Genomic DNA, 13,146 nt, shown 5'->3' with positions numbered 1-13,146 from the left:
ATTATTGTTAGCTGCAGTATGATACACCCCTGCATTATTTAGTTCCAACATCGGAAGCTAGAGTTGAGAATCTATCCTGGCGCACTTTTTCAAAAAAGCAAATAGCCGCCGCCGCCGCAACGTTCAGAGATTCAGTTTTGCCAGGCATTGTAATAGAGATATTCGTCTGTGCTGCTTGTATCATTTCTGTAGATAACCCTGCGCCTTCATTTCCAAATATGAAAGCTGTGGGTCCAACCAATGAAATTTCAAAAAGACTCTGCTTGGCTTGTATGGATGTGGCAACCACAGTTCCCATGAATTTCTGCGCAATTTGTTTCAAATCACTATTCTCATGAATGTGCAAAAAGAAATGAGCACCCATCGCAGCCCGTAATGTTTTGGGAGACCAGGCGTCAGCACAGTGTTTTGAAAGATAAATATTACTGGCGTTGGCGGCGGCGGCCGAACGTAATATTGAGCCCATATTTCCAGGATCCTGAATGGCCTCCAACAGAACACTCAGAACTGCTTTTTTGCGATGATTTACTTTCTGCAATATAGGTTTTGAGATAAGTGCGAGAATCCCTGTGGGTGTTTTGACTGGAGATATTACACGAAATAACGAATCGCTAATGATGGTTATTTTAGGAGGCTTGTGACCAAAAAGCATGTCGATGAAATGTTTGTTATCGGCAAAATAAAATTCGCTAACGATCAGATTTTCGGGGTTTCCTAGTATCGAGCTATAAATTTGAATGAGATGAATGCCATCAAGAAGCGTCAGACCAGTTTTCTTACGATATTGCGATGATCCTTCCAACTGGATCAGTTGTTTGATGAGCGGGTGGTCGCGCGAAGTAATAACTGGCATAAGTGAATCCCGCAGGTGTCGAAACTATCGCAGTAAAATCGTATCATTATTGATTTTTATAACGATATTCTGCCGATAATGCATGTGCTTGTAATCCCTCCCCGGTTGCAAGTATCGATGCAATTTCTCCCAACTTCGCTGCGCCCTGTTGCGAGACTTGGATCAAGCTACTGCGTTTTTGAAAATCATACACACCCAATGGAGAAGAGAAGCGCGCGGTTCTTGATGTTGGCAATACATGATTAGGGCCGGCGCAATAATCTCCTAGCGCCTCACAAGCATTGCGACCCATAAAAATAGCGCCGGCGTGGCGGATTTTAGCAACCCATTTTTCCGGTTGCTCGAGGGATAATTCCAGATGTTCAGGTGCGATTCGGTTGGCGATAACACAGGCTTCATCCAAATCTTGCACCTGAATCAAAGCACCGCGATTTTCCAGTGAAGCACGAATGACCTCCTTGCGAGGCATTTCTGCCAACAGGCGGCTCAGGCTGTGCAATACCTGGTCAAGAAATTCAGCATGGGGTGATAATAATATCGACTGGGCTAACTCATCATGTTCGGCTTGAGAAAACAAATCCATCGCAATCCAATCCGGATCGGTTTGGCCATCGCAAATGACTAAAATCTCAGATGGTCCGGCGACCATGTCGATGCCAACGATGCCGAATACCCGCCGTTTGGCAGCGGCGACATAGGCATTGCCGGGGCCGACAATTTTATCCACCGGCGGTATGGTTTCGGTACCATACGCTAACGCAGCGACAGCTTGAGCACCGCCGATAGTGAATACGCGATCCACTTGGCTAATAGCCGCTGCTGCCAGAACCATGTCATTTCTTTCGCCATCCGGTGTTGGAACCACCATGATTAATTCTTCTACACCGGCGACTTTGGCTGGAATGGCATTCATCAAAACCGAAGAAGGGTAAGAAGCTTTCCCGCCAGGAACATAGAGCCCAACGCGATCCAGCGGCGTTATTTTTTGGCCAAGTAACGTACCTTCCGAATCGGTATATTGCCATGAGCTCATTAACTGCTTCTCATGGTAGCTGCGAACCCGCTCGGCCGCTTTTTCCAAGGCAGTTCGTTGGTTTGACGGCAAACCACTCAGCGCTTGCTGCAGCTGGTTCTGCGTGAGCTCAAAGTCCTTGCCGGAAGTTGCCGACAGTCTGTCAAACCGGTTGGTATATTCGATCAGAGCGGCATCTTTGCGCTGTTTAATATCGGCAAGAATTTTCGCCACGGTCAATTCGACGGCATCATCCTGTGCACTCTCGAATGCTAGAAGTTTCTCTAATTTGGAATCAAAGTCAGCGTCTTTTGAATTAAATCGTTTTATTTCTATCATGGTTATGATGAGTGAGTGCTGGCGGATTTATGATTTGACGGCTGCAGAAAATGCATCCAATATTGGTTGAATGGTATCTCTTTTCAGTTTTAAGGCTGCCTGATTAATAACTAATCGTGATGAAATAGCCATGATTTCTTCCACCGCCTTAAGATGGTTAGCTTTTAATGTGTTACCGCTCGAAACGAGATCAACAATGGCATCTGCCAGGCCTACTAAAGGCGCTAATTCCATCGAGCCATACAGCTTGATCAGGTCGACATGCACGCCTTTGGCAGCGAAGTGTTCGCGCGCAGTTTGCACGTATTTTGTGGCAATGCGTAGCCGCGCGCCTTGTTGCACCGCGGAATCGTAATCGAAGTCTTCTGGTGCCGCCACCATCATGCGGCAGCGTGCAATATTCAGATCCAGCGGCTGATAAAGTCCTGCACCGCCATGTTCGAGCAGCACATCCTTGCCCGCGATGCCGAGATCTGCAGCGCCATACTGCACATAAGTCGGTACATCTGATGCACGCACTATGATCAAGCGTACATTCGCCCGGTTGGTGGAGAGAATTAATTTGCGTGATGTTTCCGGATTATCGAGCGTCTCAATTCCCGCAGCGTTGAGTATGGGCGCGGTGTCATCAAAAATTCGCCCTTTTGACAGGGCGATGGTGATATCAGTCATAAAAGTGGGATTATTTAAGGTTAGCTGCAGCAAAATCCCAATTAATTAGTTTATCCAGAATTGCGTTTGCATAATCAGCACGGCGATTCTGGTAATCCAAATAGTAAGCATGTTCCCAAACATCGATGGTCAATAGCGGGCGGACATCCTTTGTCAGCGGCGTTTCGGCGTTACCGGTTTTGACTAAGGCAATTTTGTCGCCATCCTGCACCAACCATGCCCAACCACTTCCAAACTGAGTGAGCGCGGCTTGAGCAAATTCCTTTTTGCAGTTTTCCAGGCTACCGAATGAAGCTTCAATTTTTTGTTTTAGTGTTGCGGATGGTTCGCCGCCACCACTTGATTTCAGGCTATGCCAATAAAACATATGGTTCCAGACTTGCGCAGCATTATTGAAAATCGCGGCCTTATCCGCTTGTCCGGCGGTTGCTTTGATGATTTGTTCCAAAGATTGTCCTGCCAGATCGCTATTTGCTAGCAGATTATTCAAGTTGTCGACATAGGTTTTGTGGTGCTTGCCATAATGAAAACTGAGTGTATTTGAAGATATTACAGGCTGCAGCGCAGTATCGGAATAAGGCAATGGGGCTAAAACATACTGCGACCCGGATTGCGCCGCTTGGGAAAAATTATCGAGGTTGACATTGGTCATAGTGCTCTCCTTATGAAATGGAACGTTAGGGTTTATTGTAATAATTTTTGCTGAATTCAATCACGATCCGAACTAATCATCAGTTGGCATGATTCGTTTCCGTGGTGAAAGTGATTTTATTGTAACCCGCCAAGCGAGCAGCTTCCATCACTGTAATGACTGATTGATGCGTAGCCTTGGCATCTGCGCTGATGATGATAAAGGGATCAGGCTGATCTTTGGCTGCGAACAGCAACGCGTCACGCAGGCTTTCAATACTGGAAAACTTGATGGGTATCCGATTGATGGTGTAATCTCCCAGTGCATTGACGGTGATGTCTATATTGTTTGGCTTGTCGATATTTTTGTCGACTTCTTCATCACTGGCTTGCGGGAGAGTGATTTCAAGTTCGGCAAATTTCGAATACGTTGTTGTCACCACCAGAAAGATCAGTATCACCAGCAGTACGTCGATCATGGGCACCAGATTGATTTCTGGTTCATCACTTTGTTTTCCACGTTGAAAATTCATTCAGAATCAAGCCATCGTTAATAGGTAAGTCAATGTTTCAAGTTTAATGCATTGAATAGTCATATCAATGTAAAAGTGCGACTGTGAATATGCTTAGTATAATACCAGTTGTCATTTTTATTAAAGCTATCGAAATAAATCAGACAATTATTGCACAGACTTATAAAATAGCCAGCCGTGTTTCAAGGCATAATCGTGCAACGAGCTATTAAGTAATTTATTTTTAAATTTAAAACCGACTGAAGTCATATGATTAAACCATTAGTTAGCGTTGTGATGGGCAGTAAAAGTGATTGGAATGTAATGCAGCATGCGGTAGCCATCCTGGATGAATTCAATATTGCGCATGAAGCCCAAGTGGTTTCAGCGCACCGCACGCCGGATTTGATGTTTCAATTCGCCGCAGAAGCCAAAGCACGCGGCATCCGCTGCATCATCGCAGGGGCAGGGGGCGCGGCCCATCTGCCGGGTATGATCGCGGCAAAGACCACCTTGCCGGTTCTGGGTGTTCCGGTGAATTCCAAGCATTTGCAGGGCCTGGATTCATTGCTGTCGATTGTCCAGATGCCTAAGGGCGTTCCTGTCGCTACCTTTGCCATCGGTGAAGCGGGGGCGGCCAATGCCGGACTATTTGCGCTTGAATTGTTGGCGGTGCACGACAGTGAATTGAGTGAGCAATTAGACCGATACCGGCAAAAACAGGCTGAATCTGTCCTGGTTTCCGAGTTGTCGAAATAATGCGCATCATGCCTGGTGCTATGCTCGGTGTCCTGGGGGGCGGGCAGCTCGGACGCATGTTCGTGCAAGCGGCGCAACAAATGGGGTATCGGGTAACCGTACTTGATCCGGCAATTGACAGTCCGGCGGGACAAATCGCGGATGACTTTGTCTGTGCCGATTATTCGGATTCTGCGGCGCTGCAAAAACTCGGTGATCAATGTGCTGCTGTTACCACTGAATTCGAGAACATTCCTGCCGAGTCAATGCACAAGCTGGTGCAATCCTGCATTGTCAGGCCGGATGCGCACTGCGTCGCGATCGCGCAAAATCGTGTATTGGAAAAACAATTTCTGGTGGCTAATGGCTTTTCCGTTGCGCCGTTTGCCATCGTCGCGCAGCCACAAGATTTGACTGCTCAGGATGTGGCGCAATTACTTCCGGGTATCCTGAAAGTCAGTCAATTTGGTTACGATGGCAAAGGACAGATGCCGGTTGTTAATCCTGACGAATTGACGGCTGCTCATGAGCAGCTTAATCACGCTGTGTGCGTGCTGGAGAAATTTCTGCCGCTCAAAAGAGAATTGTCGGTTGTAGTGGCGCGTGGTAACGATGGTCTATTGCAGACCTTTCCGGTCGCCGAGAATCAGCATATCAATGGCATTCTCGATATCAGCATCGTGCCGGCCAGAGTAGCATCAAAACTCGCGCAGCAGGCGCAAGACATGGCTTGCCAGGTGGCGGTGAAGCTGAATTATCAGGGCGTGTTGTGTGTCGAGTTTTTTGTATTGCAGGACGACATATTATTGATCAATGAAATCGCGCCGCGCCCGCATAACAGCGGGCATTATTCCATAGATGCCTGCATTACGTCACAATTTGAGCAACAAGTTAGAACATTGTGCGGGCTTCCGTTAGGAGCCACCACGCAACATAGCGCTGCGGTAATGGTTAATCTGCTGGGGGATTTATGGTGCAATGGAAAACCCGATTGGCATCGGGTGTTGCAACATCCATCGGCTAAATTGCATTTATATGGTAAAAATGCAGCGCACCTGGGCCGTAAAATGGGGCATTACACCGTATTAAGCACGGAGCTTGACAGCGCATTGCGAGAAGCCATTCATATCAAAAAACAACTAGAACATCATTGAATCCAGAGCCTATGACGCAATCATCCGCAATATTTGAAACTCACCTCAAAAGTTTGCCATTTTTACATCGTGGCAAAGTCAGGGATATTTACGCCGTTGGCGACGATCAGCTGCTGATCGTGCAAACTGACCGCTTATCGGCGTTTGACGTGATTCTGCCCACGGCGGTACCCGGCAAAGGCAAAATTCTCACCGCATTGTCCCATTTCTGGTTTCAGAAACTTGCGTATATCCTACCCAATCACCTGACGGGTATCGCACCGGAATCGGTTGTTGCTGAAAATGAACGCGAACACATACGCGACCGCGCATTTGTCATCCGACGCTTAAAGCCTTTGCCGGTCGAAGCGATTGTGCGCGGCTATGTGGTTGGTTCCGGCTGGAAGGATTATCAACAAACCGGCGCAATTTGCGGCATTCGATTACCTGTCGGATTGAAACTGGCTGAGAAGCTGCCCGGTGGCGCGATTTTTACCCCCTCCACCAAAGCACCGGCCGGTGCGCATGACGAGAACATCGCTTTAATACAAGTGGAACAGCAGTTGGGCAAACCACTCACTGAAAAAGTCAGTGAGAAAGCGATCCAGCTCTACACCGAAGCCGCCGATTACGCGCTGCAACGCGGCATCATCATCGCCGACACCAAGTTTGAATTTGGCCTGGATGATGCCGGTGAACTGTATCTGATCGACGAAGTATTGACACCCGACTCCTCGCGCTTCTGGCCTGCTGATCAGTATAGGGCAGGGCAGAATCCCCCCAGTTTCGATAAGCAATTCGTGCGTGACTGGCTGGAAACGCAGGATTGGAACAAAAAAGCGCCCGCGCCGGAATTGCCGGAAGATATTTTACGGCAGACGATGGAGAAGTATCGGGAGGCTTTGAGGTTGTTGATGACATAGCGAAATGCGATCGAAAACGGGCGATGATGGTCGCCCAAAAAATCGATACTTGAAGCCAAGTGACGATTTATGTAATTCTTGGCAAGAAGAATTCTAGACTATGGATCCGGTATCTGTTTTTTGCTGGTTGAACTGGATCAGCTAATCTGACTCAACGTTTTGTGTGATGATCATCTCGAGGTACTCGGGATAGATTAACTCCGCCACAGGCCGATTTACGGCATTTTCCACGTATTTGACTAGTAGCTGATCATGATGCGCGATGTGCTTGGTTAACCAATCAGAGAGAAAGTCGAGCACATCTTCAGGAAATTCCTGTCGTGAAGTAAGTTTACTCATCATTTTGTTTAAATCCACCAGTAGATGGGTATGCATTGCTATATGTCCCTCTATACCAAGATAATTTGTCTCGTACATAAGGTTTTCTTCGCTGGTGAAATGGAATTTAACGTACCGTTTTACTTCCTGAACTATGCGTAATACCGTTGCCTCAGGCTCGCGAGTCTTAATAGCTATGTCGAGCTTGCGAAAAAGCATGACTAACAAGCGGTGTTCTGCATCAATCAAGGGATGACCTGTTTCGTATGTTTTTTTCCATTGGATATACATTATCTAGCCTCCTTTATCATTATCGCTTTGTATTATAGGAAGAATCCCTATTTTAATATCCATCAAAGCTAAGATACTAATTATACTAGGCCCAATTTCCGCGATTCAAAAAAATGATGTAAAGGGAAGCCCCGCCAGTCTTGCGATCCGGTAGTGGAAAATGGGGTCACGTATGGAAATGGGGTCAGGTCGCAATACAAGAAAAATGAGCATAATTGTTGGAATTCGCCAATTTATCTTGGTCGACCGCACTCAATAATATGTTGATGCCAGGTAAAAAGTGATCATCTGTGCTAGTGGAATCGGCTAGGAGAAATGTTCTGGCCGATGTAACCCAGTCAATCTGAATACGCCTAATTTCCCTGCAAATCGGTGATATTAACGAATCTTCACGAAAATTTAATCTTGGTTATGTTATAAAGAATGATCTAATAAATAACGAGAGCTGCGAATTAACAAGGTGATAAGTCAGTTTTTTGTTTTTTAATAGAGGGTTATTTCCAATTAACGTACATTCAAATATAGGACATCATATTATGAAATATTCTTTTTTTGTTGTGGCGGTTTTAGCATCGTTATTCTTGGTTGCGTGCGGCGAGCCAAAGCCAGGCCAGTATCCTCCAAGCCAAGATATTCTGAAAGATCGTGATAGTGCGAATAAAGAATAATAATCAGTGAAGCTTTAGCCAGCCGTTGAAAAATGTTTTTGCCTTGCAGCAGCAATGCAGATAATTTTTCAACGGTCTGTTTTTCTGGGGGAAGTTGTGCAGGAGCCTTTTCTGCTTACGCTTCCTGCAACATTACATTGCCAACCAAGCTGATAGTCGCTTCATTGCTTTGTGCAATTTCAACCGCTAACCATTTTCGTTCAACTTCGTTGTTCGCCAAGCGCGACATTTGCAGGCTGAGCTCATCGTCTGTCGCGGAGCGTTCCAATGTCCGAGAGTAGATTGTTTGTACATATTCCGTGTCGGATAAGGCATCCAGACCGGCGCGTTGCTGGAACCAATCCAGAATCGTGTCAGGACTGATTTGCGCTTGCAGTGCTTCCCGCCCCAGTTGCCACTCAGCAATAGTGGCATTCCGGTCAAAGAAACTCTGGAACAGGCGGCCTAAAATTCCTTCGGTTGCATCGTGCGCGATCACAACGGTTTCTCCATTGTCAAAGGCAATCATTTCAGCATTTCTGAGGCTGAACATGGCGCCATTGCTCAGTTGTGTCAATTCCAGCCGATCCTCGGCAAATTCCAGATGCACACCCTCACGCGTGCCGGGTAGCTGCAACACATCATGGCCTGCGCCGCCATCCGCATTCACGGCCAGACCCAACGGTAAATAGCCCTGATTATTTTCATCCCCGCCAGTAAAGTTTCGGCTCACGTCTAGCTGGATAATATCCGGATGGGTCTCCAGACCATTGAGCAATTCAGTATCAGTTTTATCCTGAAAATCAACTGCCTCAGGCAGGTTATGGAAGGCTGTCAAGATATCATCGGTAGTGGCGTTCTGCCAGTTTTGCACAGCATTGCTTTCAGCCGCAGTTAAATCACGGCCCAACCAGGTTTTTACCAGATGGTGCGCGACCGCCTCAATTTCAGAGTAAGCAATCGCAACAGTATTGCCTGTAGCAAACTGGATCAATTCGATATCAATCAGGGTGTCCGTTTCACCGTTACTAGTGTGTATCAGCATGACTTGGTCATTGTCTATTTCAATTCGGTAATCCGATAATTGTCCTTCCTGTGCCGCAATATCGAAACCCAATCCGCCGTTGAGTTGGTCATTGCCACTTCCGCCGCTTAAACGATCATTGCCGGTTCCGCCAAAAACGATATCATTGCCGGCTTCGCCTGAAGCCTGGTCGTCGCCACCAAGACTGCCGATGGTATCATCGCCGCCACCGCCAAAAAGAATGTCGTTATCCGCGCCCAACACGATATATTGATCGTGATCGTCACCTACGACGTAGTTTTCACCCGCACCCCCTGTGACGCTGATTGCTCCGACAATATATGCAAACGCGACGTTTGCTAATTGAATAATGCTGCCAGGCGGTAGATTACTGGCATCGATTATCAGCGCTTGGCGGGAGCCATCGGTATTTTCCGTGCCGGTAATGATAATGGGTAGCTCGGGAACTTGATTGTTACTAACCGTGGGGGTTACGGTACGAATACCGATGGTGGTTTCAGAATCGAGTGTGGACAAGAAATTTTCAACTTGGTTAATGATCCCTTCATCCGTACTGTTGGTTCCGGTTCCTTGCGCAATGCGCTGAATTAGATCATCTCTGGCATCGGTCAGATTCATTTCCCGAGGCAGACCTTGGACATTCATGCCAACACCGACAGGTAAGCTGATTGTCAGCAGGGTATTGCCCGATGTTCCGGTAACCAGCGGAATATCTGCGTAGTTTCTAAGTAACGAAGCCGGATCATCTTCTCGTGTTGGTGTGATGGGCAAGAGAGTGGTTATTACGGTGCCATTCGGTTGCGTTGTAATGGTCGTTTCAGCGCCATCGATCGTTGTGGTCGTAGTTGAATTGCCATTGCCGCCACTGCCGGAAGAAGGAGCCGGGACGGTTACGGTAATGCCATTGCCTGTCAGATCTGCCACATTGACGGCGGCGTCGGCTCCTGTTGTCCAGTCCTCCGCGGCAGCCAGGTTGTAGGTCGTGGCGTCAGTGGAGGTTGTGCCTGTCTTGTTCAAAAGAAGATTAACTGCGGTTTTGTCTGTGGCGCTTAAAGTAAGGGTAAATGCGGTGCCGGAAGTGACCTCGACGTCGGCGGAATCAGTCAGTGTGTAGGTGGCGCCGCCTTCACCAGTAAAGGTGAATTTTGAAACATCGATATCATTCGTTGCGCCACTTGCTTTTAGGAAGCCGGTTCCGGTTACCACTAATGCGCCGGTGCTGGCGTCAAAAGTGGCCGATGTGATCGTGGGTGCGGCGACGTTACTGGCGGTAATACCGTTGCCGGTGGCATCAACCACATTAACGGCTGCATCGGCGCCTGCTGCCCAATCTTCCGCAGCGGCTAAATTGTACGTAGTGCCACCGGTGGAAGCCGTGCCATCTTTATTAATGATTTGATTGACGGAAGCTTTATCGGTGCTGCTCAAGGTGACGGTGAATGCAGTGCCGGATGTGATTTCAACGTCAGCGGAATCGGTTAATGCATGGGTAGCGCCTCCTTCACCCGTAAAAGTCAGCTTGGAGGCATCAATGTCGTTGGTTGCGCCGCTTAATTTCAGGAAACCAGCGCCGGTTACCACCAATGCACCGGTGCTGGCATTGTAGGTGGCCGATGTAATCGTGGGCGCGGCTACATTGCTGACGGTCATGCCATTGCCACTGGTGTCTGATGTGTCGCCCGCTGTGGCATTGGTATTCCAGTCATCAGCCGCAGCTAGATTGTAAGTAGTTCCACCGGTCGAAGCGGTGCCGTTCTTATTGACGATCTGGTTAATGGCGGCTTTGTCGGTGGCACTGAGCGTAACCGTGAAAGCTGTGCTGGAAGCGATTTCAACATCGGCGGAATCGGTCAGAGTGTAGGTGGCACCGCTTTCGCCGGTAAACGTAAGCAAGGAAGCATCGATATCGGCACCACCGCCATTAGCTTGCAGGTTTGTGCCGGTGACGACTAAAGCACCGGATGATGTATTATAGGTCGCTGAGGTGATTCTTGGATTGATTGAAACGGTTACTGCATTGGTTGTATCGCTAATATTGGCGGCAGAGTCTGCGCCGGTTAGCCAATTGTCCGCGGCTGCCAGATTGTAAGTGGAGCCGCCGGATGATGTGGTGCCGGTTTGATCCAGTAACGCATCAACGTTGGTTTTATCCGCGCCGGACAGCGTTACGCTGAAAGAAGTCGCCGAAGTGATTTCAACATCCGACGCACTGGTGATCGTATAAGTAGCATTGGCAACGCCGCCGGTCAGGGTTAACGTGGAAATGTCAATGTCGTTATTGGCGCCAATCTTGTGAAACAGATGGGTGCCGGTAACGGCCAGGATGCCGGTACTGGAATCGTAAGTTGCTGAGGTGATAGTAGGTGTCGGGACATTGCTCACGGTAATGCCATTGCCGGTGAGATCGGCAATATTGACGCTGGTGGCAGTTCCGGCCATCCAGTCTTCGGCCGCAGCGATATTGTAGGTGGTTGCATCGGAGGAGGCGGTGCCATTTTTGTTTAGCAATCCATGCGCGACGATCTGGTCGGATGCATTCAGTGTAACGCTGAACGATGCTGCCGAAGTGATTTCAACATCTGAAGACGTCAATGTGTAGCTTCCACCTTCACCGGTTATCGTCAGCAAAGAAACGTCAACATCGTTGACTGCACCACTGTTGGAAACCAGGTTGGTTCCGGTTACGGTCAGCACGTTGGTGCTACCGTCAAAAGTAGCGGAAGTGATCGCAGGCGCAGCATAGTTGCTGACGGTAATCGCATTCCCGGTCAGATCGGCTACTGCTACTGCAGCATCGGCTCCGACCGCCCAGTCTTCAGCGCCAGCAAGGTTGTAAGTAGTGCTGCTGACCGCTGAGGTGCCGTTTTTGTTCAGCAATGCCTCAACATTGATCAGGTCTGTGCCACCCAATGTGACTGAGAATGCGGTGCCTGACGTGATTTCCACATCGGTGGCGGTGGTTAGTGTATAAGTCGCGCCGCCTTCTCCGGTGATTGTCAGCTTGGAAATATCGATGTCGTTGCTGGCGCCGCTTTTAGAGAGGAAGCCGGTTCCGGTAACGGTTAATACGTTGCTGCTGTAATCGTAAGTTGCCGACGTCATGGTTGGTACGGCAATATTCGAAATCGTCATACCATTGCCGGTGAGGTCAGCAATAACTGCAGCCGAATCGGCGCCTGCTGCCCAATCTTCCGCAGCGGCTAAATTGTAAGTCGTGCCGCCGGTCGAAGCGGTGCCGTTTTTGTTGACCATCTGATTGACGGCAGCCTTGTCGGTACTGCTTAACGTGATGGTGAATGTGGTGCCGGAGGTAGTCTCGACATCGGCGGAATCAGTCAGCGTGTAGGTCGCGCCGCCTTCTCCCGTGAAGGTGAATTTGGAAGCATGAATGTCGTTAGTTGCACCGTTTGCTTTGAGAAAGCCGGTTCCAGTTACCACTAATGTGCCGGTGCTGGCGTCAAAAGTGGCCGATGTGATCGTCGGTGTGGCCACGTTGCTGACGGTAATGCCGTTGCCGGTTGCATCAACAACATTGACGGCAGCATCGGCGCCTGCTGCCCAATCTTCCGCAGCGGCTAAATTGTAAGTCGTGCCGCCGGTCGAAGCGGTGCCGTTTTTGTTGACCATCTGATTGACGGCAGCCTTGTCGGTACTGCTTAACGTGATGGTGAATGTGGTGCCGGAGGTAGTCTCGACATCGGCGGAATCAGTCAGCGTGTAGGTCGCGCCGCCTTCTCCCGTGAAGGTGAATTTGGAAGCATGAATGTCGTTAGTTGCACCGTTTGCTTTGAGAAAGCCGGTTCCAGTTACCACTAATGTGCCGGTGCTGGCGTCAAAAGTGGCCGATGTGATCGTCGGTGTGGCCACGTTGCTGACGGTAATGCCGTTGCCGGTTGCGTCCGCGATATCAGTATTGCCGATTACCGTGTTCCAGTCATCGGCAGCAGCTAAGTTATACGTTGTGGCACCCGTGGAACTGGTGAGCTATGATTATTTCTGGTGTATGACAAGTGAGGAGAAAGCGGTGTAGCCT

General features: G+C 48.7%; 12 protein-coding genes. 5 read left to right on the top strand and 7 right to left on the bottom strand.

Features of this window, described 5'->3' with window-relative positions:
• Positions 1-34: 34 nt before the first annotated feature.
• The 5 genes from QZV86_RS01175 to QZV86_RS01155 form a co-directional block, all read right to left on the bottom strand.
• On the bottom strand, positions 35-853 hold the full coding sequence (locus tag QZV86_RS01175; RefSeq protein WP_295623453.1) for an RNA methyltransferase: 819 nt from the start codon (positions 851-853) through the stop codon (positions 35-37).
• Between the two features lie 46 nt (positions 854-899).
• Positions 900-2,201: a histidinol dehydrogenase gene (gene hisD, locus QZV86_RS01170; protein ID WP_295623503.1), complete on the bottom strand. Its 1,302-nt coding sequence runs from the start codon at positions 2,199-2,201 to the stop codon at positions 900-902.
• Between the two features lie 30 nt (positions 2,202-2,231).
• On the bottom strand, positions 2,232-2,876 hold the full coding sequence (gene hisG / locus QZV86_RS01165) for an ATP phosphoribosyltransferase (RefSeq protein WP_295623502.1): 645 nt from the start codon (positions 2,874-2,876) through the stop codon (positions 2,232-2,234).
• Positions 2,877-2,886: 10 nt separating this feature from the next.
• Positions 2,887-3,528 (bottom strand): superoxide dismutase, encoded by a 642-nt coding sequence (locus QZV86_RS01160; protein ID WP_292919121.1) that lies wholly within the window; start codon positions 3,526-3,528, stop codon positions 2,887-2,889.
• 79 nt (positions 3,529-3,607) lie between these two features.
• Positions 3,608-4,039, bottom strand: a complete 432-nt coding sequence (locus QZV86_RS01155) for a biopolymer transporter ExbD (protein ID WP_295623452.1) — start codon at positions 4,037-4,039, stop codon at positions 3,608-3,610.
• Positions 4,040-4,288: 249 nt separating this feature from the next.
• Here QZV86_RS01155 and purE point away from each other — a divergent pair, with 249 nt between their 5' ends.
• Genes purE through QZV86_RS01140 form a run of 3 tightly spaced genes read left to right on the top strand, consistent with a single transcriptional unit; the run spans position 4,289 to position 6,812 of the window.
• Positions 4,289-4,777 (top strand): 5-(carboxyamino)imidazole ribonucleotide mutase, encoded by a 489-nt coding sequence (purE, locus tag QZV86_RS01150; protein WP_295623451.1) that lies wholly within the window; start codon positions 4,289-4,291, stop codon positions 4,775-4,777.
• Entirely contained in the window at positions 4,777-5,910 is a 1,134-nt protein-coding gene (locus QZV86_RS01145) for a 5-(carboxyamino)imidazole ribonucleotide synthase (protein ID WP_295623450.1), read from the top strand. The genes purE and QZV86_RS01145 overlap by 1 nt, the downstream gene beginning before the upstream one ends.
• A gap of 11 nt (positions 5,911-5,921) precedes the next feature.
• On the top strand, positions 5,922-6,812 hold the full coding sequence (locus QZV86_RS01140) for a phosphoribosylaminoimidazolesuccinocarboxamide synthase (RefSeq protein ID WP_295623449.1): 891 nt from the start codon (positions 5,922-5,924) through the stop codon (positions 6,810-6,812).
• A 141-nt stretch (positions 6,813-6,953) separates the two neighbouring features.
• Here QZV86_RS01140 and QZV86_RS01135 read toward each other — a convergent pair whose 3' ends face one another.
• Entirely contained in the window at positions 6,954-7,421 is a 468-nt protein-coding gene (locus QZV86_RS01135) for a hemerythrin family protein (RefSeq protein WP_295623448.1), read from the bottom strand.
• Positions 7,422-7,957: 536 nt separating this feature from the next.
• On the opposite strand from QZV86_RS01135, the gene QZV86_RS01130 reads away from it, so the two are divergent.
• Complete coding sequence (locus QZV86_RS01130; protein ID WP_295623447.1) at positions 7,958-8,089, top strand: hypothetical protein; 132 nt, start codon at positions 7,958-7,960, stop codon at positions 8,087-8,089.
• 115 nt (positions 8,090-8,204) lie between these two features.
• Here QZV86_RS01130 and QZV86_RS01125 read toward each other — a convergent pair whose 3' ends face one another.
• Entirely contained in the window at positions 8,205-12,926 is a 4,722-nt protein-coding gene (locus tag QZV86_RS01125) for a DUF4214 domain-containing protein (protein ID WP_295623446.1), read from the bottom strand.
• Here QZV86_RS01125 and QZV86_RS01120 point away from each other — a divergent pair.
• Complete coding sequence (locus QZV86_RS01120) at positions 12,901-13,143, top strand: hypothetical protein (RefSeq protein WP_295623445.1); 243 nt, start codon at positions 12,901-12,903, stop codon at positions 13,141-13,143. The genes QZV86_RS01125 and QZV86_RS01120 overlap by 26 nt on opposite strands.
• Positions 13,144-13,146 lie beyond the last annotated feature (3 nt).

The sequence above is a fragment of the uncultured Nitrosomonas sp. genome (assembly GCF_902826915.1).
In the GTDB taxonomy this organism is placed as follows: domain Bacteria; phylum Pseudomonadota; class Gammaproteobacteria; order Burkholderiales; family Nitrosomonadaceae; genus Nitrosomonas.
Note: the sequence above shows the minus strand (reverse complement) of the source record. Positions and strands in the feature narration are given on the sequence as shown.

What these genes read in the sequence shown, in the direction of transcription:
- QZV86_RS01175 (WP_295623453.1), bottom strand. Translation starts at nt 853, where the DNA reads ATGCCAGTTATTACTTCGCGCGACCACCCGCTCATCAAACAACTGATC.
- hisG (WP_295623502.1), bottom strand. Translation starts at nt 2,876, where the DNA reads ATGACTGATATCACCATCGCCCTGTCAAAAGGGCGAATTTTTGATGAC.
- QZV86_RS01135 (WP_295623448.1), bottom strand. Translation starts at nt 7,421, where the DNA reads ATGTATATCCAATGGAAAAAAACATACGAAACAGGTCATCCCTTGATT.
- purE (WP_295623451.1), top strand. Translation starts at nt 4,289, where the DNA reads ATGATTAAACCATTAGTTAGCGTTGTGATGGGCAGTAAAAGTGATTGG.
- QZV86_RS01140 (WP_295623449.1), top strand. Translation starts at nt 5,922, where the DNA reads ATGACGCAATCATCCGCAATATTTGAAACTCACCTCAAAAGTTTGCCA.
- QZV86_RS01130 (WP_295623447.1), top strand. Translation starts at nt 7,958, where the DNA reads ATGAAATATTCTTTTTTTGTTGTGGCGGTTTTAGCATCGTTATTCTTG.
- QZV86_RS01155 (WP_295623452.1), bottom strand. Translation starts at nt 4,039, where the DNA reads ATGAATTTTCAACGTGGAAAACAAAGTGATGAACCAGAAATCAATCTG.
- QZV86_RS01145 (WP_295623450.1), top strand. Translation starts at nt 4,777, where the DNA reads ATGCGCATCATGCCTGGTGCTATGCTCGGTGTCCTGGGGGGCGGGCAG.
- QZV86_RS01160 (WP_292919121.1), bottom strand. Translation starts at nt 3,528, where the DNA reads ATGACCAATGTCAACCTCGATAATTTTTCCCAAGCGGCGCAATCCGGG.